Annotated in this window: 23 protein-coding genes; 16 read left to right on the forward strand and 7 right to left on the reverse strand. The window is 72.5% G+C overall.

Annotated elements, in window-relative coordinates; genetic code table 11:
* The 4 genes from ACFY9E_RS39595 to ACFY9E_RS39610 all read left to right on the forward strand — a co-directional run.
* Nucleotides 1-975 (forward strand): vitamin B12 dependent-methionine synthase activation domain-containing protein (locus ACFY9E_RS39595; RefSeq protein WP_390993412.1); only part of this gene is annotated, 975 nt, incomplete at its 5' end.
* Nucleotides 972-1,895 carry a methylenetetrahydrofolate reductase [NAD(P)H] gene (gene metF / locus ACFY9E_RS39600; RefSeq protein ID WP_390993414.1) on the forward strand — a complete coding sequence of 308 codons (924 nt, stop codon included), beginning with the start codon at nt 972-974 and terminating at the stop codon, nt 1,893-1,895. The genes ACFY9E_RS39595 and metF, both read left to right, overlap by 4 nt.
* Nucleotides 1,873-3,288 carry an adenosylhomocysteinase gene (ahcY, locus tag ACFY9E_RS39605; RefSeq protein ID WP_390993416.1) on the forward strand — a complete coding sequence of 472 codons (1,416 nt, stop codon included), beginning with the start codon at nt 1,873-1,875 and terminating at the stop codon, nt 3,286-3,288. The genes metF and ahcY overlap by 23 nt, the downstream gene beginning before the upstream one ends.
* Nucleotides 3,289-3,702: 414 nt before the next feature.
* Nucleotides 3,703-5,358 (forward strand): ATP-binding cassette domain-containing protein, encoded by a 1,656-nt coding sequence (locus ACFY9E_RS39610; protein ID WP_390993418.1) that lies wholly within the window; start codon nt 3,703-3,705, stop codon nt 5,356-5,358.
* A gap of 409 nt (nt 5,359-5,767) precedes the next feature.
* Here the strand turns inward: ACFY9E_RS39610 and abc-f are convergent, their stop codons facing one another.
* Entirely contained in the window at nt 5,768-7,387 is a 1,620-nt protein-coding gene (gene abc-f, locus ACFY9E_RS39615; RefSeq protein ID WP_390993419.1) for a ribosomal protection-like ABC-F family protein, read from the reverse strand.
* A gap of 201 nt (nt 7,388-7,588) precedes the next feature.
* On the opposite strand from abc-f, the gene ACFY9E_RS39620 reads away from it, so the two are divergent.
* Nucleotides 7,589-8,185: a TetR/AcrR family transcriptional regulator C-terminal ligand-binding domain-containing protein gene (locus tag ACFY9E_RS39620; RefSeq protein WP_390993421.1), complete on the forward strand. Its 597-nt coding sequence runs from the start codon at nt 7,589-7,591 to the stop codon at nt 8,183-8,185.
* Here ACFY9E_RS39620 and mca read toward each other — a convergent pair.
* Nucleotides 8,169-9,083, reverse strand: a complete 915-nt coding sequence (gene mca, locus ACFY9E_RS39625; protein WP_390993479.1) for a mycothiol conjugate amidase Mca — start codon at nt 9,081-9,083, stop codon at nt 8,169-8,171. The two genes, ACFY9E_RS39620 and mca, sit on opposite strands and share 17 nt — an antisense overlap.
* 257 nt (nt 9,084-9,340) lie before the next feature.
* Between mca and ACFY9E_RS39630 the strand changes: the two genes are divergently transcribed.
* Nucleotides 9,341-10,090: an alpha/beta fold hydrolase gene (locus tag ACFY9E_RS39630; protein WP_390993423.1), complete on the forward strand. Its 750-nt coding sequence runs from the start codon at nt 9,341-9,343 to the stop codon at nt 10,088-10,090.
* 30 nt (nt 10,091-10,120) lie between these two features.
* Nucleotides 10,121-10,726, forward strand: a complete 606-nt coding sequence (locus ACFY9E_RS39635; protein ID WP_390993425.1) for a DUF1697 domain-containing protein — start codon at nt 10,121-10,123, stop codon at nt 10,724-10,726.
* Nucleotides 10,727-10,737: 11 nt separating this feature from the next.
* On the opposite strand, the gene ACFY9E_RS39640 is transcribed toward ACFY9E_RS39635, so the two are convergent.
* The gene (locus ACFY9E_RS39640; RefSeq protein WP_362050566.1) at nt 10,738-11,142 is read right to left on the reverse strand and encodes a DUF3224 domain-containing protein; all 405 of its coding nucleotides are present in this window, start codon (nt 11,140-11,142) and stop codon (nt 10,738-10,740) included.
* A gap of 117 nt (nt 11,143-11,259) precedes the next feature.
* Here ACFY9E_RS39640 and ACFY9E_RS39645 point away from each other — a divergent pair, with 117 nt between their 5' ends.
* The 9 genes from ACFY9E_RS39645 to ACFY9E_RS39685 all read left to right on the forward strand — a co-directional run bounded on the left by ACFY9E_RS39645 (nt 11,260) and on the right by ACFY9E_RS39685 (nt 22,006).
* The gene (locus tag ACFY9E_RS39645; RefSeq protein ID WP_390993427.1) at nt 11,260-12,462 is read left to right on the forward strand and encodes a cytochrome P450; all 1,203 of its coding nucleotides are present in this window, start codon (nt 11,260-11,262) and stop codon (nt 12,460-12,462) included.
* Between the two features lie 196 nt (nt 12,463-12,658).
* On the forward strand, nt 12,659-14,092 hold the full coding sequence (locus ACFY9E_RS39650; protein ID WP_390993429.1) for an MFS transporter: 1,434 nt from the start codon (nt 12,659-12,661) through the stop codon (nt 14,090-14,092).
* Nucleotides 14,093-14,131: 39 nt separating this feature from the next.
* Nucleotides 14,132-14,863 carry a PIG-L family deacetylase gene (locus ACFY9E_RS39655; RefSeq protein ID WP_390993431.1) on the forward strand — a complete coding sequence of 244 codons (732 nt, stop codon included), beginning with the start codon at nt 14,132-14,134 and terminating at the stop codon, nt 14,861-14,863.
* A gap of 7 nt (nt 14,864-14,870) precedes the next feature.
* Nucleotides 14,871-16,415, forward strand: a complete 1,545-nt coding sequence (locus tag ACFY9E_RS39660) for an AMP-binding protein (protein WP_390993433.1) — start codon at nt 14,871-14,873, stop codon at nt 16,413-16,415.
* Complete coding sequence (locus ACFY9E_RS39665; RefSeq protein WP_390993435.1) at nt 16,412-16,774, forward strand: nuclear transport factor 2 family protein; 363 nt, start codon at nt 16,412-16,414, stop codon at nt 16,772-16,774. Before ACFY9E_RS39660 ends, ACFY9E_RS39665 begins: the two co-directional genes overlap by 4 nt.
* A 141-nt stretch (nt 16,775-16,915) precedes the next feature.
* Nucleotides 16,916-18,448 carry an ABC transporter substrate-binding protein gene (locus ACFY9E_RS39670; RefSeq protein ID WP_390993437.1) on the forward strand — a complete coding sequence of 511 codons (1,533 nt, stop codon included), beginning with the start codon at nt 16,916-16,918 and terminating at the stop codon, nt 18,446-18,448.
* Nucleotides 18,445-19,410, forward strand: a complete 966-nt coding sequence (locus tag ACFY9E_RS39675; RefSeq protein ID WP_390993439.1) for an ABC transporter permease subunit — start codon at nt 18,445-18,447, stop codon at nt 19,408-19,410. Before ACFY9E_RS39670 ends, ACFY9E_RS39675 begins: the two co-directional genes overlap by 4 nt.
* The gene (locus ACFY9E_RS39680; RefSeq protein WP_390993441.1) at nt 19,407-20,279 is read left to right on the forward strand and encodes an ABC transporter permease subunit; all 873 of its coding nucleotides are present in this window, start codon (nt 19,407-19,409) and stop codon (nt 20,277-20,279) included. Before ACFY9E_RS39675 ends, ACFY9E_RS39680 begins: the two co-directional genes overlap by 4 nt.
* Nucleotides 20,276-22,006: an ATP-binding cassette domain-containing protein gene (locus tag ACFY9E_RS39685; RefSeq protein WP_390993443.1), complete on the forward strand. Its 1,731-nt coding sequence runs from the start codon at nt 20,276-20,278 to the stop codon at nt 22,004-22,006. Before ACFY9E_RS39680 ends, ACFY9E_RS39685 begins: the two co-directional genes overlap by 4 nt.
* 52 nt (nt 22,007-22,058) lie before the next feature.
* Here the strand turns inward: ACFY9E_RS39685 and ACFY9E_RS39690 are convergent, their stop codons facing one another.
* The 4 genes from ACFY9E_RS39690 to ACFY9E_RS39705 are packed head-to-tail and all read right to left on the reverse strand — an operon-like array spanning nt 22,059 to nt 25,433.
* Entirely contained in the window at nt 22,059-23,609 is a 1,551-nt protein-coding gene (locus ACFY9E_RS39690) for an amino acid adenylation domain-containing protein (protein ID WP_390993445.1), read from the reverse strand.
* Nucleotides 23,606-23,866 (reverse strand): phosphopantetheine-binding protein, encoded by a 261-nt coding sequence (locus tag ACFY9E_RS39695; RefSeq protein ID WP_390993447.1) that lies wholly within the window; start codon nt 23,864-23,866, stop codon nt 23,606-23,608. The genes ACFY9E_RS39690 and ACFY9E_RS39695 overlap by 4 nt, the downstream gene beginning before the upstream one ends.
* A gap of 41 nt (nt 23,867-23,907) precedes the next feature.
* On the reverse strand, nt 23,908-24,627 hold the full coding sequence (locus ACFY9E_RS39700) for a cyclic nucleotide-binding domain-containing protein (RefSeq protein WP_390993449.1): 720 nt from the start codon (nt 24,625-24,627) through the stop codon (nt 23,908-23,910).
* On the reverse strand, nt 24,624-25,433 hold the full coding sequence (locus ACFY9E_RS39705) for an alpha/beta fold hydrolase (RefSeq protein WP_390993451.1): 810 nt from the start codon (nt 25,431-25,433) through the stop codon (nt 24,624-24,626). The genes ACFY9E_RS39700 and ACFY9E_RS39705 overlap by 4 nt, the downstream gene beginning before the upstream one ends.
* Between the last annotated feature and the right edge of the window lie 147 nt (nt 25,434-25,580).

Here is a 25,580-nt window from a genome sequence, read left to right on the forward strand (position 1 = left end):
TACGAGGGCGAGGTCCGCTACGCCCGTGACGCCTTCGAGGGCCTGCGCCTGATGGACGCCCTCATCGGCGTCAAGCGGGGCGTGCCCGGCGCGAAACTGCCCGAGCTGAAGCAGCGCCGGGTACGTGCGAGGGCCGCCGCCGCGGTGGAGGAACACCCGGAGGAAGGCCACGTCCGCTCCGACGTCGCCACCGACAACCCCGTCCCCACGCCGCCGTTCTGGGGGACCCGCGTCGTCAAGGGCATCCAGCTCAACGAGTACGCCTCCTGGCTCGACGAGAACGCCCTGTTCAAGGGCCAGTGGGGGCTCAAGGGCGACACCATCACGAGCGAGGGGCGGCCGCGGCTGCGGATGTGGCTGGACCGGCTGCGCACGGAGAACCTGCTGGAGGCCGCCGTCGTCCACGGGTACTTCCGGTGCGTGTCCAAGGGCGACGACCTGATCATCCTGGACGAGCTGGGCGGCGAGCGCACCCGCTTCACCTTCCCGCGTCAGCGCCGGGGCCGGCGGCTGTGCCTGGCCGACTTCTTCCGGTCCGAGGAGTCCGGCGAGACGGACGTGGTCGGGCTCCAGGTCGTCACCGTCGGCTCGAGGATCGGCGAGGAGACCGCGCGGCTCTTCGAGGCCAACGCCTATCGGGACTACCTCGAACTGCACGGGCTGTCCGTGCAGCTGGCCGAGGCGCTCGCCGAGTACTGGCACGCCCGGGTCCGGGCCGAGCTGGGCATCTCGGGCGCCGACCCGGCCTCGCTCGACGGCATGCTGCGCACCGAGTACCGAGGCTGCCGCTACTCGCTCGGCTACCCCGCCTGCCCGGACCTCGCCGACCGGGCCAAGATCGCCGGATTGCTGGAGCCGGAGCGTATCGGCGTCGTGCTGTCCGAGGAGTTCCAGCTCCACCCCGAGCAGTCCACCGACGCGATCGTCGTCCACCATCCCGAAGCGAGCTACTTCAACGCCGGAGGCCGTACGTGAGCACGCTGCGCGAGGTCCTGGCGAGCGGCAGCCCCAGCTTCTCCTTCGAGTTCTTCCCGCCCCGGACGGAAGCGGGCAGCCGCACGCTGTGGCAGGCGATCCGCCGGATCGAGGCGCTCTCGCCGACGTTCGTCTCCGTCACCTACGGGGCCGGCGGCTCCTCCCGCGACCGTACCGTGGAGGTCACCAGGCGCATCGCCACCGAGACGACCCTGCGTCCGGTCGCCCACCTGACCGCAGTGGGGCACTCGGTGGCCGAGCTGCGCCACATCATCGGCCAGTACGCGGACGCGGGCGTGCGCGATGTGCTCGTCCTGCGGGGTGACCCTCCGGGCAATCCCGGTGCGGTCTGGACACCGCACCCCCAAGGCTTCACGTACGCGCACGAACTGGTCGGGCTCGTACGGGAGTCGGGGGACTTCAGCGTCGGTGTCGCGGCCTTCCCCGAACGGCACCCGCGCTCGCCCGACTGGAGTAGCGACATCCGCCACTTCGTCGCCAAGTGCCGGGCCGGCGCGGACTACGCCGTCACGCAGATGTTCTTCGACGTGGAGGACTATCTGCGGCTGCGCGACCGGGTCGTGGCCGCGGGCTGCGACACCCCGATCATTCCCGAGATCATGCCGGCCACCGACGCGCGGCAGATCCGCCGGTTCGCCGAGTTGTCCGACGCCCGCTTCCCCGCTGCGCTGGCCGCCCGTCTCGAAGCCGCCGACGGCGATCCCGCCGAGGGCCACCGGATCGGCGTCGAGTACGCCACCGTCATGGCCGAGCGGCTGCTCGCCGAGGGGGCGCCCGGGCTGCACTACATCACCCTCAACCGGTCCACCGCGACGCTCGAGATCCACCGGAACATCCAGAGCACCCGTCGCGGCATCCGCATCCCAAGGAGCACCCATGCCCTCGCAGCCGCCGGCTGACTTCACGGACTTCAAGGTCGCCGACCTCTCCCTGGCCGAGTTCGGCCGCAAGGAGATCACCCTCGCCGAGCACGAGATGCCCGGCCTGATGGCGATCCGCGAGGAGTACGCGCGGGCACAGCCGCTGAAGGGCGCACGGATCACCGGTTCCCTGCACATGACGGTGCAGACGGCCGTGCTCATCGAGACGCTGACCGCACTGGGCGCCGAGGTCCGCTGGGTCTCGTGCAACATCTTCTCCACTCAGGACCACGCGGCCGCCGCGATCGCCGCCGCCGGCATCCCCGTCTTCGCGTGGAAGGGCGAGACGCTTCAGGAGTACTGGTGGTGCACGGAGCAGGCCCTGACGTGGCCCGGCTCGCCGACCGGCGGCCCGAACATGATCCTGGACGACGGCGGTGACGCCACCCTCCTCGTCCACAAGGGCGTCGAGTACCAGAAGACGGGCGCCCTGCCCGACGCCGACAACGAGGAACTCGCCGTCGTCCGCGGTCTGCTGGAGAACAGCGCACTCGACTGGACGGCCATCGCCTCCGGGATCCGTGGTGTCACGGAGGAGACCACGACAGGTGTGCACCGCCTGTACGAGATGCAGCGTGAGGGCTCCCTTCTGTTCCCCGCGATCAATGTGAACGACGCGGTGACGAAGTCGAAGTTCGACAACAAGTACGGCTGCCGGCACTCGCTGGTGGACGGCATCAACCGGGCCACGGATGTGCTGATCGGTGGCAAGACGGCGGTCGTGTGCGGTTACGGCGATGTGGGCAAGGGCTGCGCGGAGTCGCTCCGGGGTCAGGGTGCGCGCGTGATCATCACGGAGATCGACCCGATCTGCGCGTTGCAGGCGGCGATGGACGGGTTCCAGGTCACGACGCTGGACGAAGTGGTCGACACCGCGGACATCTTCGTCACGACGACCGGGAACAAGGACGTCATCATGGCGGGCGACATGGCCAGGATGAAGCACCAGGCGATCGTCGGGAACATCGGCCACTTCGACAACGAGATCGACATGGCGGGCCTGGCGAGGATCGACGGGATAGTGAAGGACGAGGTGAAGCCGCAGGTCCACACCTGGACGTTCCCGGACGGCAAGGTCGTCATCGTGCTGTCCGAGGGGCGTCTGCTGAACCTGGGCAACGCGACGGGGCATCCGTCGTTCGTGATGTCGAACTCGTTCGCGGACCAGACGCTGGCACAGATCGAGCTGTTCACGAAGCAGTCCGAGTACCCCACGGGTGTGCACGTGCTCCCCAAGCACCTGGACGAGAAGGTGGCGCGGCTGCACCTGGACTCGCTGGGTGTGAAGCTGACGCAGCTGCGTCCGGAGCAGGCGGCGTACATCGGTGTCGAGATCGAGGGCCCGTACAAGCCGGACCACTACCGCTACTGAGCACCCGGCACGAAGCCCCCGCGGACCCGCTCGCCCGGGCGGGCCACGGGGGCTTTCGCCCGAGCACTGCAAAGGCGCCGCAGAGGCTGTTCAGGGCAGAAACAGCAAGGAGGGCCCGTGGGCCACACCATCCGGCACGAGTCGTTGACAGTCCGTACGCATCGCTATACGCTGTATAGCGGTTCTGCTGCCGTCGATTGGAGAAGGACGTTGCTCGTCTGAGGTCCTGAGACACCGCGCATGTCACGCAGTGCACACGTCATCCGTGCACGTCGCCGCGTACATGTCGTCGTGTGAGACCTCGGTATCCCGAGCCGTCCTCCCCGCCGGTACAGGTTTTTGTCGCCCGTGGCCCGCGGTGTCTCGAACGCGTTGCACCCCCCACCGTTCGCACCGAGCAACCGCGAGGCCTGTATGTCAACCCACCCGAATTTCGCCGCCCCGGCCTCCATCACCTGCGCCGGCCTCACCTACACCTGGCCCGACGGCACACCCGTCTTCGACGGTCTCCAGGTCGCCTTCGGCCCGGGCCGCACCGGTCTGATCGGCCTCAACGGATCAGGGAAGTCAACCCTGTTGAAGTTGATGGCCGGCGAGCTGACACCGACCGCGGGCACCGTACGGGTTGCCGGAGAGGTCGGCTATCTGCCGCAGAACGTCACACTCGACACGGCCCTGCGGGTCGACCAGGCGCTGGGCATCGCCGACACCCGCGTCGCGCTGCACGCCATCGAGGCGGGAGACGTGCGCGAGGAGCACTTCACCGCCGTCGGCGACGACTGGGACGTGGAGGAACGCGCGATCGCCCTGCTCGGCGGTCTGGGCCTCGGCCACATCGGCCTGGACCGCACCATCGGCGAGGTCTCCGGCGGCGAGTCGGTACTGCTGCGGCTCGCCGCGCTGCTGCTGCGCCGGCCCGACGTGCTGCTCCTGGACGAGCCCACGAACAACCTCGACCTGCACGCTCGGCGCCGCCTGTACGCCACGGTCGAGGCCTGGTCCAAGGTCATGGTCGTGGTCAGCCACGACCGTGAACTGCTGGAGCGTGTCGAGCAGATCGCGGACCTGCGGGGCGGTGAGGTCGCCTGGTACGGCGGGAACCTGTCCGCCTACGAGGAGGCCCTCGCCGCCGAACAGGAGGCCGCCGAACGCATGGTGCGCGTCGCCGAGTCCGACCTGAAGAAACAGAAGCGCGAACTGGCGGACGCCCAGATCAAGCTGGCCCGGCGCAAGCGCTACGGGCAGAAGATGTGGGACACCAAACGCGAACCCAAGGTCGTCATGGGGGAGCGTAAACGGCAGGCACAGGTCGCCGCGGGCAAGCACCGCATCATGCACGAGGAGAAACTCGCCGAGGCGAAGGAACGCCTGGACGAGGCCGTGGAGGCGGTCCGCGACGACGACGAGATCCATGTCGACCTCCCCTGCACCGCCGTCCCGCCGGGCCGCACCGTGCTCACCCTGCGCGAACTCGAGCTGGCCTACGGGGCCCGGGTCCAAGGCCTGTTCGAACTGCGCGGACCTGAACGGATCGCGCTGGTGGGACGCAACGGCGCGGGCAAGACCACGCTGCTGCGCACCATCACCGGCGAGCTGGCCCCCGTGGCCGGTGAGGCACGCGCACACGTCCCGCTGCGTTTCCTGCCCCAGCGGCTCGACGTGCTGGACGAGGAGCTGAGCGTCGCGCAGAACGTGGCCCGGTTCGCCCCGCACGCGACCAACAACCGGATCCGCTCCCGCCTGGCCCGCTTCCTGTTCAAGGGGGCACGTGCCGACCAGCCGGCGGCGACCCTGTCGGGCGGTGAACGTTTCCGTGCGGCCCTGGCCGCGCTGATGCTCGCCGAACCGGCTCCCCAGCTCCTCATGCTGGACGAGCCGACCAACAACCTCGACATGGCCAGCGTCCGCCAGCTCACCACGGCCCTCGCCTCCTACCAGGGCGCCCTGATCGTGGCCAGCCACGACATCCCGTTCCTGGAGTCCATCGGCATCACGCGCTGGATCATGCTCGACGGGGAACTGCGCGACACCACACCGCAGGAGGTGCGCGGTGACGATGTGATCTCGTGAACCTGCCGCACGCGCACGACCGGCCGCGCATGAACCCGGCTCCCACTCATCAGCCCCCTGGAACCGATCACCCAGGCCGACGCCACGACGGACGAGCGGGAGCGGGTGCGGCCGTCGGGGCGGTCCCGAAAGATGTCCGGCGACCCGGTGGGCCGGCCGGGCACGGCTGGGAGGCCGACAGCCACACCCTGCGCGAGTGCGCTGCCGCCTACGGCCGCCCGGTCGGCATCCCGCCGCGGCAGGAGGAGCGGGGCCCGGTGGACCGATGCCGGCGGCCCCCCCGGTGAAGTGCCTCCCGGCTCCCTGGAGCTGCGCCGTCGCCGAACCGGCGGTCGCGCAGCCCGCCCACGACCCGGCCGGACGCCGCGACGAGCGCGTGGCCCGCCAACCGGACCTGGGAAGCAGTCACTCAGACCCGGACCGCCTGGGAGGCGGTCGTCGACAAGGACAGGTGCGCCCCCTGCCAGCGCTGCCGGAGCCTGCGATCGTGACTGACGACGACCAGCGCGCCGTCGTAACCGCCCAGGGCCGCCTCGAGTTCCTCCACGAGCGCGGGGGAGAGGTGGTTGGTCGGCTCGTCGAGGAGCAGCACGTCCGCCGGCCGCGTCACCAGCCGGGCCAGGGCGAGCCGCTGGCGCTGCCCCGTGGACAGGTCCCGCACCGGTACCGACAGGTGCTCGGCGCCGAACAGGCCCAGGGACAGCAGAAGTTCGCGGTGCTCGTCGGCGTGGCCCGCCCGGTCCCGTGCGAACGCGGCGAGCAGCGTCTCCCCGGGCCGGCCGGGCGGCGGCTCCTGCGGCAGCCAGCCGACCCGGCCCCGGCGTGTCACCGAGCCGGTGTCCGGCGTCAGCTCCCCGGCCAGGACCTGCAGCAGGGTGCTCTTGCCCGCGCCGTTCGGTCCCGTGACCAGCAGCCGTTCACCGGCCGCCATCGTCAGATCCGTGCGGCCGAGCCGGCCGGTGACACCGATGCCGACCGCGTCGAGCACGCAGCCCCGCACCCGTGCCGACCGCAGCGCCGGAGCGAAGTGCAAGGGCTCCGGCGGGGGCGGCACCGGATCCTCCAGGAGCCGGCGCAGCCGCTCCTCCGCTTGGCGCACCCGGCCGGCCAGGGACTGCTGCACCCGTCCCGCCGCCCGGTCGTACGCCATCTTGTTGCCGTCCTTCATCGCCCGCCCCGGGGCCACCCGCCGGGCGGTCGTCGCGGCGGCCTCGCGCAGGCCCTCCACCTCGGCCTGCCAGCGGGTGTGCGCCTGGGCCCAGTGCTCGCGCGCCGCCGCCTTCTGGGCGAGGTATCCGGCGTAGCCGTTGCCGTACCGCACGACGGTGCGGCGGTCGGCGTCCACCTCCAGCAGGCTCGTCGTGACGCGTTCGAGGAACATCCGGTCGTGGGAGACGGCCACCGTGGTGCCGCGCCGCGTGCGCAGGTGCTCCTCCAGCCAGTGCAGGGCGTCCGCGTCGAGGTGGTTGGTCGGCTCGTCTAGCAGCAGTACCTCGGGGCCGGCCGCGAGGACCGCCGCCAGCCGCAGGCGTACCTGCTCCCCGCCGGACAGGCCGGCCACGCTTCGGCCGCGGTCCAGCAGACCTAGGCCCAGGCCGTGCAGGGCGCGCTCCACCCGGGCATCGGCCTCATAGCCGCCGCGCAGTTCGAAGACCGTCATCAGGTCCCCGTACTCGTCCAGGGCGCCCTGGCCGCCGTCGGCCATCGACGCCTCCAGGTGGCGCAGGCGCTCCTCGATGGCGCGCAGATCACCCAGCGCCCGGTCGATCACATCCTGCACGGTGGCGTGCGGCGGGAGCTGTTCGTCCTGGGCGAGCCGGCCGACGCCGCCGTCGGCGTGGACGACGACCTCGCCCTGGTCGGGGCGTTCGTCCCCGGCGAGCAGGCGCAGCAGGGTGCTCTTTCCCGAGCCGTTCTCCCCGACGATCCCGGCGCGCTCACCCGCGCGGATCGAGCAGGTGACGGAGTCGAGAACGGTCCGCCCGTCGAAGGACTTGGTGACGGACCGGAGGGTGATCTGCGTGGGCATTCGAGGGCTCCGAAGCATGCGGGGAAGGGGCGGCCGACAGGGGCCGCAGGGCCGGTCGAACACTTCGGAGGAGCATCGACGACCTCACTAGTGCGACATCAGTTGCATTAGGATGCTGTCATGTCGCCACCGCCACGAGCAAGCGGACCACCGGATACCGGCCATCCCGGTCCCCGTGCCGCCGCCCAGCCCCCTTCCACCGTGCCGGCCCCGGTTCAGCGGCCCGGAGGCCGCACCGCCCGCAACCGCGCCCAGGTTCTGGACGCGGTCCGCGCCGAACTCGTCGAGCACGGTTACGACGCACTCACCGTCCACACCGTCGCGGACCGCGCGGGCGTCCACCGCACCACGGTGTACCGGCGCTGGCGCGATGTCGGCGGGCTGCTCGCCGATGTCCTCGACGCCGGGACGGGCGACGCCTGGCAGCCCCCCGACACCGGCACCCTGTACGGCGATCTGGCGGCGCTGAACCACGAGATCCAGGCGGCGCTCACCGAACGGCCGTCGGTCACCGCGGCACTGATCGCCGCCTCCTTCCGCTCCGAACAGGCGGCGAACGCCCTGCGGCAGTTCTGGGAGGACCGCTACGCGCGCTGCGAGGTCACCGTGGAGCGGGCCGAGGAGCGCGGGGACGTCCCGCCGCACACCGCCGCGCGAGCGGTGCTCGTCGCCGCCACCGGGCCGCTCTATCACCAACTGGTCCTGCTGCGGGCCGCGCCCGACCCGCTCCTGCCCGACCGGGCGGCCCGCGCCGCCGCGTCCGCAGCGGCGGACGGCGTCTTCACCCCGGGCCCCTAGCCGCCGGCTCCCCGGACGCCACGGACCCCACGGACACGCGGGGCCGGACGTCCGGACGGACGCTCCCGGCCCCCCTGACGATCCCGGCGAACAGATCGTTCTCCGGCAGCTCCGTCTCCACCAGCGACCGCGCGAGCGTGTAGTCCTCGGTGGGCCACACCTCCTGCTGCACCGGAGTGGGCACGGCGAACCAGATGCCCTGCGGGTCCACTTGTGAGGCATGGGCGAGCAGAGCCCGGTCGCGCAGCGGGAAGTACTCGGCGCAGGGCACCCGTGTGGTGATGTGCGGCTGCCGGACCGGCTCGTTGGGCAACGGCGCGTACGGCGCGGTGCTGCCGCGTTCGCGCAGCGTCCGGTGCAGCGCCGCGCTGCGCGCCGGATGCGAGCCGTGGTTGTAGTACAGCTTCAGCGGCTGCCACGGCCGCCCAGCCCGCGGGTGCGCCGCGCCGTCGCCGGCCGCGTCGAACGCCGCCACCGTGATGCGGTGTGTCATCACATGGTCCGGGTGGGGATAACCGCCGTCCTCGTCGTACGTCGTGATGACGTCCGGCCGGAACCGGCGGATCAGCCGCACCAGCCGGGCCGTGGCCGCCCGCGGGTCGGTCCGTGCGAAGCAGGATCCAGGGAGCGGCTCGCCGCCCTGTGGCAGCCCTGAGTCCCGGTATCCGAGCCAGCACTGCCGGACCCCGAGGATCTGCCGCGCCCTGGCCATCTCGCGGGCGCGCAACGCGGACATGTCCACCGGCCCGGGCGGTCGCGGGTAGCGCGGATTGAGCAGCGAGCCCCGTTCACCTCCGGTGCAGGTGACGACCAGGACCTCGGCGCCCTCGGCGGCGTACTTCGCCATGGTCGCCGCGCCCTTGCTGGACTCGTCGTCGGGGTGGGCGTGGACCGCCATCAAACGGGGCCGCGTCCGGACTGCGCCGTGCACGAGAGCGCCGGTCATGCGTTCTCCTCTCCCGGGTCCTGGTCGTCCCCGACAGGACGCTATGGACCGCGCCTGGAGAGCCGCTCGAGAGCGCCACGAGCTCGTGGTGCACGACCGCTCGGGCCCCACCGCAGAGCCCCTGAAGAAAACGGGCGCCGCCGCGATCCGTCCGTAGGGTCCGGTGGCAGGAACGGCCCCCGAGCGGGCCCGTGGACCAGGGGGGAAACATGAGTGGTACGCCCGTCCGTCTGTTCTGTCTTCCGTACCTCGGCGCTTCGGCGGGCGTCTACCGGCCGTGGGGCCACCTTCTCCAGCCGCACATCACCGTCACACCGCTGGAACTCCCGGGGCACGGCAGCCGCAGGGGCGAGGAACCGAGCCGCCACGTGGAGCCGCTGCTGCGCGACCTCATGCCGACCGTGGCCCGCCTGTGCGACCGGCCCTTCGCGCTGTACGGGCACGGCTTCGGCGCCCTGCTGGCCTACGAGATCGCGGCCCGCCTGGAGTGGGACCACGAGCTGGTCGCCGAACGGCTCTACGTCTCCGGCTGCCCGGCCCCGCATCTGCCGGCGCGCGGGGAGCCCCTGGGGCACCTGCCGGACGAGGAGTTCCTGCTCCGGGCCCGCCGCCACCCCGCCGTACACCCCGACGTCCTCGGCGAGGCGAACCTCGCCCGACTCCAACTCCCCTTGCTGCGAGCCGGCTTCACTCTGGCGGAGACGTACGAGGAAGGACTCGACACCACCGTGCACGCGCCCGTCACGGCGATGGCCGGACGTGAGGACCCGACGGTGCGCGGTGCGGACCTCAACGGCTGGCGCGGCTACACGCGCGGTTCCTTCCGGGTCCGCCGCTTCCCCGGCGGGCACTTCCACTGGCAGCGCGACGACCGGCTCCTGCTCGGCGGGTTCGTCGACGACCTGGCCCGCAGGAACGCGGCGAGCCACCGCTTCCCGGTGGCGGAGCGGACCTTCTGAGGCGCGGCGCGAACGGCCCCCCATGAGACCATGGCGCCCCTGGTCCGCCGGGAGCGGCGCGGCGGCAACGACGAGGACGAGGACCCGATGACGAGCGGTCAGACCCACATCGCCTTCCTGCGCGCCGTCAACGTCGGGCAGCGCAAGGTCGAGATGGCCCGCCTGCGCGAGGTCCTCACCCAGCTGGGCTTCGGTGCGGCGCGCACCTACATCGCCAGCGGTAACGCCTTCTTCACCAGCGCGGACAGCGACCGGGAGGCCATCGTCGAGCGTATCGAGGGTGGCCTCGCCGAGGCCTTCGGATTCGAGATCCCGACGATCGTGCGCACGATCGCGGAACTGCGCGCGGAGCTGGCGGCCTCCCCCTTCGCCGGGCAGCAGCCCGCCGCGGACGAGCGTCACTCGATGATCTACACATCGGGCGCGCTGACGGGCCGCGCGTTCCCGCTGCGTTCCCCCAAGGGGGAGTGGGAGGTGCTGGGCGCCTGCCAGGGCACGGCGTTCGTGCGCTGGCGTCTGCGCAACGGCCGCCCGGTCAACCCGGCCCCCGTGGTGGAGAAGGCGTTCGGGGTACGGGCCACGGGGCGCTTCTTCCACACCTCCGTGAAGATCCTGGCGGCCGCCGAGAAGGGCTGAAAGGGCCCGGCCTACGCGGCGCCGTCCTCGGGGAACGCGATCCGCAGGTCGAGGGTGCCGTGGCCCAGCGTGCCCTCGCCGCTGACACCGGCCAGTTCGCCGGTGCCGGAACCGGGCACGATGCCCGCCCAGGTCACCGGGTCGCTGCCCGGTACCTGCGTCGCCCGGTGCTCAAGGACGAACGTGCCGGTGCGGCCGCCCATGGTGCCCGTGACGCGCTCCTGCGCCGCGTAGGCGGCACCACCGGGGCCCTGGGTCGTCACCATGTGCCCGGTGGCCGTGCCCTTCACGTCGCCTTCCGTGTAGGTCTTGGTCAGTTCGACGCGACCGGTGACCGGCCCGCCGTCGACCTGCTCGTCGTCGGTGCCGTCCCAGACGTCGACGACGAAGGTGGCCTGAATCCGTATCTGAGTCATGGGCGGAGTATCCCGCCCGCCACTTCCTCCGGATGCTCCCGATTGAGCAGGCGGCCGCGGCTTCAGCCGTTAGCGTGACGCCGCGTCACGGCGGCATTTCCGAGGAGGCAGTCGACAGTGAGCACCGAAGTGGAAACCGAGAAGCCGGCACCGGTCGCGTACCCCTTCACCGGGAGCGAGGGACTCGAACTCTCAAAGTCGTACGCGAAGCTGTTCGAGGACGGCGACCCGATCCGCGTCCAGCTGCCGTTCGGTGAGCCCGCCTGGCTGGTCACCCGGTACGACGACGCGCGGCTCGTCCTGACCGACCGGCGGTTCTCCCGCAACATGGCCACCCAGCGGGACGAGCCGCGCATGACGCCGCGACCCGTGCCCGAGAGCATCCTGACGATGGACCCCCCGGACCACACCCGGCTGCGCACGCTCGTCTCCAAGGCCTTCACCCCGCGCCGCATCGAGGCCAAGCGGGCCTGGATCGGCGAGCTGGCCGCCGGGCTCGTCGCCGACATGAAGGCCGGAGGCGCGCCCGCCGAGCTGGTCGGCTCCTACGCGCTGGCCATCCCGGTCACCGTGATCTGCGAGCTGCTCGGCGTGCCGGAGGAGGACCGGGCGCAGCTGCGCGGCTGGTGCGACGCGGCGCTGTCCACGGGTGAACTGACCGACGAGGAGTGCGTGCAGAGCTTCATGGATCTGCAGAAGTACTTCGAGGACCTGGTGCAGCAGCGCCGTGCCGAGCCCCGGGACGACCTCACCAGCGCACTCATCGAGGCACGCGACGCCCACGACCGGCTGGCCGAGCCGGAACTCATCGGCCTGTGCATCTCGATCCTCATCGGCGGGTTCGAGACGACGGCCAGCGAGATCTCCAGCTTCGTCCACGTCCTCCAGCAGCGGCGCGAACTGTGGACGCGGCTGTGCGCCGACCCCGAGGCGATCCCCGCCGCCGTCGAGGAACTGCTGCGCTTCGTCCCGTTCGCCGCCAACGGCATCTCCCCGCGCTACGCGCTGGAGGACCTGACCGTCGGCGGCGTCCTGGTGCGCGCGGGCGAGCCGGTCATCGTCGACACGAGCGCGGTCAACCGCGACGGACGCGTCTTCGAGAACGCCGACGAGGTCGTCATCGACCGCGCCGACAACCGCCACATGGTCTTCGGCCACGGAGCCCACCACTGCCTCGGCGCGCACCTCGCCCGGGTCGAGCTGCAGGAAGCCCTCAAGGCCCTCGTCGTGGGCATGCCGGGTCTGCGCCTGAGCGGCGAGGTCGAATGGAAGGCGGACATGATCATTCGCGCCCCGCGCACGATGCACGTCGAGTGGTGAACCCGCCGGGCCGGCCGCTGAGGCCGGGGCGTGCGCGTGGGCCGGCCCCCGCGCCGTGTCCGGCCCGCGGGACACCGCTTCGGCCCGTCACCGGCGATGCGCTGTATTGAGCAGTCCGCCCGCCACCCCGCCCCTAACGTGGCCTCGACCAAGCCTGCCCGAGCGGCGGGTGTGGCACGGAGATTTCAGGAGAGCCATGACCGTCAGGACCGCCGACGGCCGGTCAGCCGCCGAGAAGAGCCCCGACACAGGCCCCCGCGCCCTGGTCGTCCGGCTGATCCTCGTCACGCTGCTGATGGCCGAACTGCTCATCCAGGTCGACCAGACCATCGTCAACGTCGCGCTGCCCTTCATCCAGCGCGATCTCGGCTTCACCGAGTCCGGCCTGCCGTGGGTCGTCAACGCCTACGGCTTGCTGTACGGAGGACTGCTGCCGCTCGGCGGCCGCATCGGTGACCTCTTCGGCAGGCGCCGGGTGCTGATCACCGGCGTCACCGTGTTCACGCTGGCATCCGTCGTCTGCGGATTCAGTACCGACCCGACGGTCATGGTGATCGCGCGGGCCGCGCAGGGCATGGGCGGCGCACTGACCGCCCCGGTCGTCCTGTCGCTGATCATCACCTCCTTCGACGAGGGACCGGCGCGGCAGCGGGCGTTCGCCCTGTGGGGCAGCACGCAGGCCGCTGGTGCGCTGTTCGGCCTGATCATCGGCGGACTGCTGACGTCGGGCCCCGGCTGGGAGTTCAGCTTCTTCGTCGCCGTCCCGATCGGCGCCGCGATCGTGGCGCTCGCCGCCACCACCATCAAGGAGAGCCGCGCCGACGAGCGGCCCTCGATCGACGTGGCGGGCGCCGCGACGTTCACCGCCGCCCTGCTGATGACCGTCTTCGCGTTCCTCGACACCCAGCGCTCGTGGGCCTCTCCGCTGCGCGGCGGCCTTCTGGTGGTCGCCGCCGTGCTGTTCGCCGTGTTCCTCGCCGTCGAACGCCGCCAGGCCCACCCGTTCCTCCCGCTCCAGGTCTTCCGGCTGCGCAACACCAGCGGTGCACTCGCCATCATGATGATCTTCGGCGCGACGCAGATGAGCTACTTCTTCTTCGTGACCCTCTACCTGCAGGAGATCCTCGGGTTCTCCGCACTGCAGACCGGTCTCGCGTATCTGCCGCTGATCGCCACCCTGCTGGTGTTCGCCCAGATCTGCATGAAGACGGTGGCCCGCGTCGGACTGACCCGGATGCTGATCGCGGGCCTCGCGTGTCTGGGAGCCGGCATGGGCTGGCTCGGCCTCGCCGCGTCGTCGGGCAGCTTCGTCGGCACCGTCCTCGGCCCGACGATCATCTCCGGCATCGGCCTCGGCCTGACGATGATGCCGGCGGGCACGCTCGCCACCACGGGCGTCGACCCCGCCGACGCCGGTGCGGTGTCCGGGCTGTTCAACACCGCGATCCTGGTCGGCGGTTCCCTCGGCCTCGCGGTGCTGACCACGGTCACACAGGCCGTCGGCGGCCTCGACGGCACGCACGGCTACACGGTCGCGTTCCTGTCCAGCGCGGGCCTGGCCGCGGCCGCGATCCTGATCGCCGCCCTGGTCATCAAGGTCCCCGCGCCAACCGACGCCGACGCCGCCTGACCGCCCCCGCCTCCTTCGTCCACCGGGAAGGAAACCCCCATGGCCGACACCCTGCTCGAACTGCCCGACGACTTCAGCCGCGTGCTCGCGATCGTCGCCCACCCCGACGACATCGAGTTCGGCGCCGGGCCCGCCGTGGCCCAGTGGACCGCCCAGGGCCGTGAGGTGGCCTACCTCCTCGTCACGCGCGGCGAAGCCGGCATCGGTGACCTCGACCCGGCCCGCTGCGGGCCGGTGCGCGAGGCCGAACAGCGCAAGGCCGCCGCCGAACTCGGTGTGCACGAGGTCGACTTCCTCGACGGCCACTGCGACGGGACGATCGAGTACGGCCCCGGCCTGCGCCGCGACCTGGCCCGCGCCATCCGCCGGCACCGCCCGCAGCTCATCGTCACCTTCAACCACCACGACCGGTGGGCGTCCGGCGCGTGGAACACCCCCGACCACCGCGCCGTGGGCCTCGCGGCCCTGGATGCCGTCGCCGACGCGGCCAACCGCTGGATCTTCCCCGAACTGCTCGACGAAGGGCTGGAGCCCTGGCGGGCGGCCCGGGTGGCGATCGCCGGCTCCCCGCAGGCCACGCACGCCGTGGCCGTCGATGACGACGCCCGCGAGCGCGCGGTGCGTTCACTCGCCGCGCACGACCGCTATCTCGGTTCCCTCAGCGACGACCCGCCCGCCGAGCGCGCCCGGTTCATCCTCGACCACCTGCTCGCGGCCACCGCTCCCCGCTTCGGGGGCCGCAGCGGTGTCGCGTTCCAGATAGTGGGGTGAACACGCCATGACGGAGGGGACGTTCTCCTACCTCACCCACCAGCTCCGCTCCCACGCCGCGCTCCACCCCGACCGCACGGCGCTCGTCATCGACGGCCACCCCGACCTGGTCTACGGCGAGTGGGACCGGCGGTCGGAGGCACTGGCCCGCGGGCTGCTCGCGGCCGGCACCCCGCGGGGCACCCGGATCGGGATCTTCTTCGGTGACATGGACTGGGCCGACTACGCGGTCGCCTACCTCGGCGTGCTCAAGGCCGGTGCCACCGTCCTCCATCTGCCGGTCGGGCTGCCGGCCGGGGAACTCGGGCGGCGCGCCCTGCAGTGCGGGATGGCCGGCATCGTGCACGGCCGGACAGCCCCGCCCAAGACTTCCGCTGTCACCTGGACCGGGACGCTCGACGAACTGTCCCAGCCGGGCGAGGCACCCGTGGACCTCGCCCACCGGCCCGACGACGCCGCCGAGATCGTGTACTCCTCGGGCACCACGGGACCGGCCCGCGGCGTGATCGTCTCCCACCAGAACCTGGCGACGGCGGGCGGCCCGCCCTCCGTGATGGCGCACGACGAACCCACCCCCATGGTGGCGTCCGTGCACCTCGGCATCACCGCGAGCGCCACGACCGTCTCCATGGTCCTCAACGCCACCCCGACGACCCTCGTCCTCGCGCCGCCCGGCGACGCCGACCGGCTGTGCGCGCTCATCGAACGCCACGCGGCGAGCACGGTCATGATGACCCCCCACCTCGCCGTCCAGATGACCCGCGACGGCGCGCTCGGCCGGTACGACCTGACGTCCGTCACCACCGTGGCGACCGCGTCGGCGTTCCTGCACCCCCCGCTCGCCCGCGCCCTGCTGACGGCGATGCCCCGGGCCTCGGTGATCGGCGCCTACTCGGCCAGCCAGGCCAAACCCGCGGTGACCATCGGTACCTTCGACCCGGCGCGCCCCATGTCGGTCGGCCGTCCCGCCCGCGGCACCCACGTCCTCATCACCGACGAGCACGGTGCGGCGCTGCCCACGGGGCAGACCGGCCGGATCTGGCTGCGGGCCGACGGCGCGCCGCCGCGCGACCGGCTGGACGCCGGTCCCGAAGCGGACGGCGCTCCGGACGGGGGCTGGTGCGACACCGGGGACCTCGGGCACGTCGACACCGAGGGCGAGCTGTATCTCTTCGACCGCGAGACCGACGCCGTGCACACCCCGGCCGGACTGGTGTCGTCCCTCCGGGTCGAGGCGGTCCTGCTGGAGCACGAGGCGGTCGCCGACGTGGCCGTCGTCGGCACCGGGACGGCCGGCGTGGCCGCCGCGGTCGTGCCCGCGGCAGGCGCCACCCGCGACCCGGAACTGCTGAGGGCCACCCTCGCCGCCCACGCGAAGGACAGCGGCCTCGCCGCCCACGAGATCCCCGAACGGATCCTCACGGTCGACGAACTGCCGCGCAACGACCTGGGCAAGGTCGTCAAACGACTCATCCGGGACCGCTTCACGGAGCCGGCCGCACCCGTGAGCCCCGCCCCGGCACCCCTCGACGTGACAGGAGCCCCGTCATGAGCACGGACACCGACATCGCCCTCCACCCGCTGTTCGCCGAGATGATCCGCTGCACCGCCGAGCGGGACCTCGACGGGCTTGTCGACCTCTACCACCCCGAGGCCGAGTGGGTCCGCTTCACCGGCACCGTGCGCGGGCGCGCCGACATCCGCGCACTGCTGGAGCGGTACTGGGAACTCGACCTCGAGCACGTGGAGATGAACGAGTTCATCCAGACCGACGACACCGTCATGATGCGCGGCACCATGAAATGCCGCGGCGAGACGGTCGTCACCTTCGGTGTCTACGTGCTGCGCGACGGCAAGATCTGGCGCCAGTGCGGCGCCGACGAGGGCGGCACCCGGGACTGGTGGGCCTGACGGCCCGCCGCGCACAAGCCGAGCGGACGGACCTGGCCCGGGGGCGCAGTCCCGCACGTCCCGCCGCTCCCCCCAGCGGTCACGCGCGTGCGCACGGCAGGTGCCGCCGTACGCCTCCATGAGTCTGAGGAGCCTTCTGCCATGAAACAGGCCAACGGCGTCGAGCGGCGCCGCTTCCTGCAGTGGAGCGCCGCCGCCACGGCCGCCGCGGGCGCCACCGCCCTGTCCGCCTGCGCCACCGAGAGCAGCGGGACCACGTCGGCCGCAGCCGGGGACCTGTTGCGGGTCGGGGCGTCGGACGCCACCGGCAGCATCGGCCTCGACCCCCGGCACGCCGGGTTCGGCGCCAGCTACATCGCCATGTACCACCTGTACGACCAGCTGATGTACCTCAGGGGCAGCCGCTACGAACCGGGACTGGCCGAGTCCGTCGAGCCCAACCGGGACGCCACCGAGTGGACCGTCCGCATCCGCCGGCGCGCGGTGTTCCACGACGGCTCACCGGTGCGGGCCGCGGACGTCGCCTACTCGCTGCGCACCTTGGCCAGCCCGCCGTCCACCCGCGCCAACAACTTCGCCGACCTGGACCTGGACCGGCTCAAGGCCGTCGACTCGCACACCCTGAAGGTGGGACTCAAACGCCCCCGCGGCGACTTCAGGGAAGGCATCCTCGCGGTGTTCTCCCCGGTGTTCCCCGAGGGCACCGGGGAGAAGGACTTCGCCAAGGGCGTCGGCTCCGGCCCCTACCGGCTCGAGGAGCACGACGGGAAAAATCTGCGACTGGCCGTCAACGACAGGTACTGGGACGGCGCCTCGCACTTCCATCGGATCGAACTCGCCCTCATCGCCGACCCCGCCGCCCGCCTCGCCGCCCTCAGAAGCGGCCAGATCGACTACGCCTCAGGGATCTCCGCCACGGGCGCCAAGGCCGAGCGGGCCAACCGGGCGATTCGGCTGCGGCGCGGCGACACGGCCAACTCCAACGCCCTGTCCTTCGCCATGAACCAGCACCTCGCCCCCTTCGACAACCCCGACGTGCGGCGCGCGGTGCGGCTGGCCGCGGACCGTACCGCGCTGGTGCGGAAGGTGCTGCTCGGTCTCGGCAGCACCGGCGAGGACCTGATCGGCAAGGGCCTGCCCGGCTACGCGGGCGGAACCCGAGAGCGCGATGTCGCCGAGGCGAAGCGGCTGTTCGCCCGCGCCAAGGTCGACTCCCTGACGCTGCGTGCCGCGGACACCGTGCCCGGCTTCGTCGCCGCGGCCAAGCTGCTCGGCCAGCAGCTCAAGGAGGCCGGTGTGGACCTGGACGTGCAGCAGGTGCCCGCCGACACGTACTACGCCGACCTCAAGGGCCTGTCCCGCATCCCGTTCCAGACCTTCTACTACGCCAACCGGCCCGCCGCCGTGCACCTGTCCGCCACCACCACCGAAGGCGCGTTCTTCAACGTCACCGGCCTCGGCAAGCGGCACTGGAAGCGGCTGGGCGCCGCCCAGGCCACGGTCGACGACAGCAGGCGCGAGGCCGCGTTCGCCGCCATCCAGCGCGACCTGTTCGCCTCCGGCGGCGACCTGCTGTGGGGATTCCAGGAGCAGTTGGACGCCTCCGTACCCGGACTGTCGGGGGTGTGGTCCAGCCAGTCCACCCCGGTCTTCACCCGGGCCAGGATCGCGTGACGTCCCTCGCGCGGCTCGCGGTCCCCGTCACCCGGCGGCTCTGCGGCGCCCTGGCCACCTTGCTGGCCGGCTCGTTCGTGCTGTTCGCCGCCGCCGAGGTGCTGCCCGGCGACGCCGCCGCGGCCGCCCTCGGCGGCTCCGCCTCAGCGGCCGACATCGCCCGTCTGCACGGCGAACTCGGCCTGGACCGGCCTTTGCTGGTGCGCTACGGCGACTGGATCGGGGCGGCGGTCTCCGGCGACCTGGGACACAGCCTGGTGGACCGCCGTCCGGTCGCCGAGATCATCGCGGGGCCGCTGGCCGACACGCTGCTGCTCGCCGGGGTGTGCGCCCTGCTCACGGTCGTCCTGGCGCTCGCGATCGGGCTCGCGGCGGGGCTGCGGCCGGGCGGACTGCTGGACCGGCTGCTCTCCGGCTGTGCAGTGGCCCTGGTCTCGGTGCCCCAGTTCGTCACGGCGGGCATCCTGACGCTGGTCTTCTCCTCCTGGCTCGGTGTGCTCCCCGCCGTCTCCCTGGTGCCGTTCGGCGAACCGCTGATCGCCCACCCGGAGGCGCTGGCGCTCCCGGTGGCCGCGCTGACGCTGTTCTCCGCGGCTTGGGCCAGCCGCATGGTCCGCGCCGCCGTCGTGGACGCGGCGGCCGCCCCGCACGTCGAAGCGGCCCGCCTCGCCGGACTGCCCCCGGCGCGCGTGGTGCTGCGGCATCTGCTGCCGACCGCGGCGGGTCCGTGCGCACAGGTCTTCGGCTGGCTTGCCGGAACCCTCGTCGGCGGTACGGCCGTGGTCGAACAGGTCTACAACTACCCGGGCCTGTCACGGGAACTGGTGGGCGCCGTGCAGCACCACGACGCGGCCGTCCTGGAAGGCATCGGACTGCTCATGGCCGCCGCGGTGGTCGGCGGCCTGCTCCTGGCCGACCTGCTGGCGATGGCGGCCGACCCACGCCGAAGGACGGTGACATGACCGCCCGGACCCCGGCGACGACATCGCCGTCGACACCACCGGCGGACGGCGCCCGGGCCCGGGACCACGACGCCGCGACCCCCCGGCCAAGCCCTCGCACGGCGCTGCCGTGGCTGCTGCCCGTCGCCGTCGTCGTCCTGTTCGCCCTGGTCGGGCCGTGGCTCGCCCCGCACGACCCGGCCCGCATCACCGCCACGCCCTACGACCCCGGCGCCGGCCTGCCGCTCGGCTCGGACGGCGACGGCCGTGACGTGTGGTCCCGCTTCCTCGCCGGAGGCCGCCCGCTGGTTCTCGTCCCCCTCCTCGCCACGGCCGTCACCACCCTCCTGGGCACCGCGACCGGAGTGCTCGCCGGCTATCTCGGCGGGCGCGTCGACGCACTGCTCTCCCGCCTCGACACCCTGCTGCTCGCGCTGCCGCCGGTCCTCGTCCTGCTGGTACTGATGCACGGCTGGGGCTACCGCACGCTCACGCTGGTCACCGCGGTCGCCGTCACCGGCGTGCCCTTCGTCTCCCGCGTCGCCCGGGCCGCGACGGCGCAGGTCGTGCACGCCGGATACGTCGACCAGGCCGTCGCGCTCGGCGACGGGCCGGTGGCCGTGATGGCCCGCGAGATCCTGCCCAACATCGTGCGGCCCGTCCTCGCCGACGCCGGCACCCGCCTCGCCATCGCCATCTCGCTCACCGCCGCCGCGGGCTTCCTCGGCTTCGGCCCGGACAGCCCCAACTGGGGCGCCATGATCAGCGAGAACATGGAAGGCGTGACGCTGGCGCCCTGGGGCGTGGCGGCACCGGCCCTGGGGCTCGCCGTGCTCACCGTCTCCGTCAACCTCGCCCTGGACCGGGCGATCGCGAGGTTCGTGCCATGAGCGCACTCTTCGACGCCCACGGGGGCCCGGCCGCCCCCGCGCCCCCGCTGTCCCGCCCCGGGCGGGCATCCGGCGCGCCGCCCACCGCACCGGAGCTGATCTCCGTCACCGGCCTGACCGTGGCCGACCCCCACGGGCGGCCCGTCCTGGACGACCTGCACCTGACCGTGCGGGCCGGCCAGCACGTCGGTGTCGTGGGTGAGTCCGGATCGGGCAAGACCACCCTCGCGCTCGCCCTGCTCGGCGCGCTGCGCCCCGGACTTCGGGCCGCGGCCGGCGCGATACGCGTGGCCGGCCGGGACCCGCTCGCCCTGCGCGGCCGGGAACTGCGCCGGCTGCGACGGGACACCGTGGGGTACCTGCCGCAGGACCCCGCCGCCGCGCTGACCCCCACCATGCGGGTCGGCGCCCTGGTCTCGGAACTCGCCGCGGCCCGTACCCCCCGGCACATCGCCCGCACCCTGCGCAGCGTGGGACTGCCCGACGACCCCGGCTTCCTGCGTCGTTTCCCGCACGAGCTGTCCGGCGGACAGCAACAGCGCCTCGCCCTCGGCCGGGTGCTCGCCGCCGAACCGGACGTCCTGGTCCTCGACGAGCCGACGACCGGCCTCGACGTGGTCACCCAGCGCCTCGTCCTGGACGAGGTGGCCCGGCTGGCCGCCGAACGCGATCTGACCCTGCTGTTCATCACCCACGACCTGCCCGCGGCGGCCCGCCTGACCGACCGCCTCGCGGTCCTGCGGGCCGGCCGCGTGGTGGAGGAAGGGCCGGTGGCCTCGGTGCTGGGCCGCCCCCGCGCCGCGTACACCCGTGAACTGCTGCGCGCGGTACCGGACATCGGCGAGGCGACGGACCGCCCGGTGGCGACGGCCGACGGTGTCGCCGAGACCGTGCCCGTGCTGAAGGTGAGCGGGCTGCGCGCCGGACACGGGCGGGGCAGCCGACGGGTGGTGACCTCCCAGGACGTGTCGTTCCACATCGATCCGGGCGAGTGCGTGGCGCTGCTCGGCGGTTCCGGGACAGGCAAGACGACCCTGGCGCGCTGCGTCACGGGCCACCATGCTCCCGACGCCGGTGTGATCGAACTCGCGGGTGCCGCGGTGCCCGGGCCGCTGCGTGTCCGCACCCTCGACCAGCGCCGCCTCGTGCAGCTCGTGGCGCAGGACGCGAACGGGTCGCTCAATCCGCGGCGCACGGTGGGGGCGACGGTCGCCAGGCCCCTGCGCGTCCTGCGCGGGCTCGACCGCCGGGCCGCGGCCGAGGAGACCGAGCGGCTGCTCGACCTGGTGGGGCTCGATCCGCAGTGGGCGGGCCGGCTGCCGCGCACCCTGTCGGGCGGCCAGCGCCAGCGGGTGGCCCTGGCACGGGCACTGGCCGCCGAGCCGCGGCTGCTGCTGTGCGACGAGGTCACCTCGAGCCTCGATGTCCGGATCCAGGCCGATATCCTCGCCCTGCTCGACGGGCTCAGAACACGGCTGGGCCTGGGGCTCCTGCTGATCAGCCATGACCTGGGCGTGATCGCCCGGATGGCGGACAGGGTCCTCGTCCTCGACGAGGGCAGGGTGTGCGAGGAGGGGCCCGTCGCCGAGGTGTTCACCGCGCCGCGGCACCGGCGGACCCGGGCGCTGCTGGACGCCGTCCCCTCGGTGCAGGGCGAGCTGGCGGGCCGCGCGCACCGGGCGCCGGCGTCGGGCCGGCCGGCCGTGGCGGGGGTGGAGGGGACATGAGATCGCCCGGCGGTGGGAACACCGCCGGGCGAACACCCCGGGGCGACGTGCGTCAGGACGTCCCGGCGAGATCGCCGGCCAGACGGCGTTCCGCCTCCTCGCGCAGCCGCAGCCGGTCCGTCTTGCCGTTGGCGTTCAGCGGCGGATCCGACAGCGCCCACAGGTGGGCGGGCAGCATGTACGGCGGCAGCCGACGGGCCAGGTCCTGAGCCGTCCGGGTGGTCAGGCCGTCGGTGTCGTCCCCGATGAGGAAGGCGGCGAGGACGGGCCCGGCCGCTTCGGGCACCGTGAGCACCACGGCCTCGGCGCCCGGAGCACACGCGCGCAGGGCCTCCTCCACCTCGGACAGCTCCACCCGGTAGCCGTGGATCTTGACCTGTCCGTCGCCACGCCCGAGGTGCACCAGTGTGCCGTCGGCGGTCCGGCGTACCCGGTCGCCCGTGCGGTACCAGCGCAGACCCTCGTGCGTGAGGAAGCGGTCCGCGTCGTTCGCGGGGTCGAGATAGCCGTCGAACATCTGCGGCCCGGTGACGCACAGTTCACCGGCGTCGGAGCCGACCAGGCCGTCCTCGACCAGGACATGGCGCAGACCGGCGTTCAGCTCCCCGATGGGCACGGTGCCCGAACCGGCGGCCGCCGACCAGCGGTACGCGGTGCAGGCGATGGTCAGCTCGGTGGGGCCGTAGAGGTTGTCGATGGCGGTGCCGGGCGCCGCCGCGCTCCAGTACGCGGCGCTCTCCTCGGGCAGCGGCTCACCGCAGAAGACGGTGTGGCGCACCGAGGGCAGGCTGCCCCCGGCGAGCAGGCCGCGGGTGCGCAGCGCGGCCACCAGGCTGGGCGTCGAGGTCCACACCGTGATGCCGTGATCGCGGATGTAGCGGGCCGGGTTGAGCGCCTGCAGCCGGTTGAGGACGGTCAGACAGGCCCCGCTCGCCCAGGCGCACCACATCTCGAACATCGACAGGTCGAAGGTGAGTTCGTACACCTGCCCGAAGACGTCCTCGGGCCCGAAGTCGTAGCGCGGCAGGGACGCCGACAGGAAGGCGGACACGTTGCCGTGCCGGATCGGCACGCCCTTGGGGCGGCCCGTGGAGCCCGAGGTGAACAGGATGTACGCCAGCGAGTCGGAGCCCTGCGCGGGCGGCCGGTCCCCGGCCGGGTCCGGGACCACCACGGCGGTGTCCGGCGGCGTCCCGGTCCACTCCGCGCGCCGCGGCGCCAGCGTGACCACCGGCGGCGCGGCGGCGGCCACGGCGTCGAGCTGGGCGGCGCCCGCGCGGTCCACGATCAGGGCGTCGAGCCGGGCGGCCGCCGCGATGTCGCGGTTGCGCTCGAGCGGGTACTCCGGGTTGAGCGGCACGACCGTGCAGCCCGCGTACAGCGCGGCCAGGAAGCCGAGCAGACTCTCCTCGCTCTTCGCCGCGAGCACCCCGACCCGGCGCGGCGCACGCGGCCCGCCGTGCAGTGCGGCGGCCCAGGAGCGCGCGGTGCGGTCGGCTTCCGCGTAGGTCCACCGGCGGTCGTTGATGCGCAGCGCGGTGCCCTCGGGGTTGCGGGCCAGTCCGTCGAGGAACCAGTGGTGCAGCAGCTTCGTGCTGCTCATCGGCCGGTGCCCGGGGTGCTCGGTGCGAGCGAGCTGACGAGCTTCCAGACCGTGCCGGGAGTGGTGAAGTGGGCGGGTTGCACGGCGTCGTCGGGAAGCTGGGTGCCGTAGCTCTCCTCGATGGCCACGATCAGACCGACCGTCGCCATCGAGTCGAGGCCGAAGGCCGCGAGCGGCAGGTCCTCGGTGAGCGGGGCGCCGGCGTCGAGGCCGGGCAGCCGGTCCCTGAGCAGAGTCTCGAACTTCTGGTCCCACATGGGGGCGTCACCTCGTGAGGGTCGTCGGACGGAGAGGCGGGTCAGACGCAGCGGCTCTCCAGATAGGCGCTGAGCCGGAGCTGGTCGATGATCAGGTGGGACCCGGGGGTGACGTCGACCAGACCCCGGTCGCGGAAGCCCTTGAGGAAGTACCCGACGCGCGAGCGGGTGGTGCCGACCATGCCGGCCAGTTCCTCGTGGGTGATGCGCCCCACGATGTGCGGCCGCCGCCCGTCGCCCCGGCCGAGTTTGCGGGCCAGGTCGAGCAGGATCTCGCCGAGGCGCTGCTCGCTGTCGACGGTCACCAGATGGGTGATCGACTGCTGCTGTTCGGCCAGGCGGCGGGAGAGGTGGTTGATGAAGTCGTCGACGAACCCGGCCGCGGTGATCGAGGACAGGAAGTGCTCGTAGGACATGCGGTGCACGACGCTGTCGCGCATGGCGATGGCCGACTCCTCGCGGATGCCGCCGAGGGAGCACAGCTCGCCGAAGATCTCTCCGGGCGTGTGGATGCGCAGCAGGCACTCCTTGCCGGAACGGGAGAACATGACGGTCTTGATCTGGCCGCTCTCCAGGAAGTACACGTTGCGGTCCTGGCCACCGCAGCTGTACGCGCTCTCGTTCCGTCTGACCGTCGCCGTGGTGGTGTGCTGCGACTGGTCACGCAGGAAGTCACGCAGCCGTACGTGGAATCCGGACGGTGCGGTGACATCCAGCAGGTTCATCTGGTCTCCCCGGCTCAGTCGGAACGTGACAATCACGTGGCGACTGTATGAACCGGGCGTCGAAGAACACTTGAGGCCTGCTGCACGGCCGCCAGCGCCTCCCGGAGCGCGGCCATCACATCCTCCGGCGCCCCCTTGAGATAGAAGTGGTCGCCGGGGAAAACACGCAGCCGGAAGTCCCCGCTGGTCACCTCGCGCCAGCCGGCCACCGCGTGCGGGTCGGCCAGGGGGTCGGCGGCACCGGTGAAAGCGAAGACCGGGCAGGTCAGGGCCGGCCCCGGCAGCGGATCGGGCCGGTACGTCTCGTTGATCTCGTGGTCGGCGCGCAGCGGCGGCAGGAAGTGCCGCAACAGTTCCCGCTTGCTCAGCAGTTCGGGCGGGGTGCCGCCGAGGCGGGACATCTCGGCGAGGAAGTCGTCCTCGGGCAGGTTGTGCACGGGCCGCCGGTGGTCGGCGACGAAGGGGCCGCGCCGTCCGGACACGAGCAGCGCCGAAGGCGCCCTCGAGCCCCGTTCGAGCAGGGCCCGAGCGGTCTCGTAGGCGACGATGGAGCCGAGGCTGTGCCCGAACAGCACGTAGGGAACCGAGAGTTGGGGGGCCAGTTCCGCGACGAGGCCGTCGACCAGCGGGCCCATCCGGGTGTGGGGGGTTTCCCGGGCCCGGCGCTCGCGGCCGGGCAGCACGATGGAGCGCACCTCGACGCCCGGCCCCAGCGCTCGACGCCACGGGTGGAAGAAGGCGCTTCCGCCGCCCGCGTGGGCGAAGCAGAACAGGCGCAGGCCCGCCGTGGCTCCGCCCTCGTCCCCGCCGGCGGTCCTGACAGTCGTCCAAGAGCCGGACACATCGTCTCCTTGTCACTCGTGCGGCAGCGGTCCCGGCCGTGCCGGGGCCTTGCTGCCTCCACCTCGATCACCTGCAGCTCGGCGAGCTGAAGGAAGCCGGCCACTGGCCGGGCCGACCTGTCCCGGCCGGGGAGATGACGCGGGCTC

Origin of the sequence: Streptomyces sp. NPDC012466, from assembly GCF_042955215.1 — a bacterium.
GTDB lineage: Bacteria > Actinomycetota > Actinomycetes > Streptomycetales > Streptomycetaceae > Streptomyces.

Bases quoted from the DNA above. Each gene is read 5' to 3' on its own strand.
- ACFY9E_RS39650 (WP_390993429.1), top strand. From the start codon at position 12,659: ATGACCGTCAGGACCGCCGACGGCCGGTCAGCCGCCGAGAAGAGCCCC.
- ACFY9E_RS39630 (WP_390993423.1), top strand. From the start codon at position 9,341: ATGAGTGGTACGCCCGTCCGTCTGTTCTGTCTTCCGTACCTCGGCGCT.
- ACFY9E_RS39680 (WP_390993441.1), top strand. From the start codon at position 19,407: ATGACCGCCCGGACCCCGGCGACGACATCGCCGTCGACACCACCGGCG.
- ACFY9E_RS39655 (WP_390993431.1), top strand. From the start codon at position 14,132: ATGGCCGACACCCTGCTCGAACTGCCCGACGACTTCAGCCGCGTGCTC.
- ahcY (WP_390993416.1), top strand. From the start codon at position 1,873: ATGCCCTCGCAGCCGCCGGCTGACTTCACGGACTTCAAGGTCGCCGAC.
- ACFY9E_RS39665 (WP_390993435.1), top strand. From the start codon at position 16,412: ATGAGCACGGACACCGACATCGCCCTCCACCCGCTGTTCGCCGAGATG.
- ACFY9E_RS39610 (WP_390993418.1), top strand. From the start codon at position 3,703: ATGTCAACCCACCCGAATTTCGCCGCCCCGGCCTCCATCACCTGCGCC.
- ACFY9E_RS39690 (WP_390993445.1), bottom strand. From the start codon at position 23,609: ATGAGCAGCACGAAGCTGCTGCACCACTGGTTCCTCGACGGACTGGCC.
- mca (WP_390993479.1), bottom strand. From the start codon at position 9,083: ATGGCGGTCCACGCCCACCCCGACGACGAGTCCAGCAAGGGCGCGGCG.
- ACFY9E_RS39685 (WP_390993443.1), top strand. From the start codon at position 20,276: ATGAGCGCACTCTTCGACGCCCACGGGGGCCCGGCCGCCCCCGCGCCC.
- ACFY9E_RS39670 (WP_390993437.1), top strand. From the start codon at position 16,916: ATGAAACAGGCCAACGGCGTCGAGCGGCGCCGCTTCCTGCAGTGGAGC.
- ACFY9E_RS39660 (WP_390993433.1), top strand. From the start codon at position 14,871: ATGACGGAGGGGACGTTCTCCTACCTCACCCACCAGCTCCGCTCCCAC.
- ACFY9E_RS39635 (WP_390993425.1), top strand. From the start codon at position 10,121: ATGGCGCCCCTGGTCCGCCGGGAGCGGCGCGGCGGCAACGACGAGGAC.
- abc-f (WP_390993419.1), bottom strand. From the start codon at position 7,387: ATGCCCACGCAGATCACCCTCCGGTCCGTCACCAAGTCCTTCGACGGG.
- ACFY9E_RS39640 (WP_362050566.1), bottom strand. From the start codon at position 11,142: ATGACTCAGATACGGATTCAGGCCACCTTCGTCGTCGACGTCTGGGAC.
- ACFY9E_RS39695 (WP_390993447.1), bottom strand. From the start codon at position 23,866: ATGTGGGACCAGAAGTTCGAGACTCTGCTCAGGGACCGGCTGCCCGGC.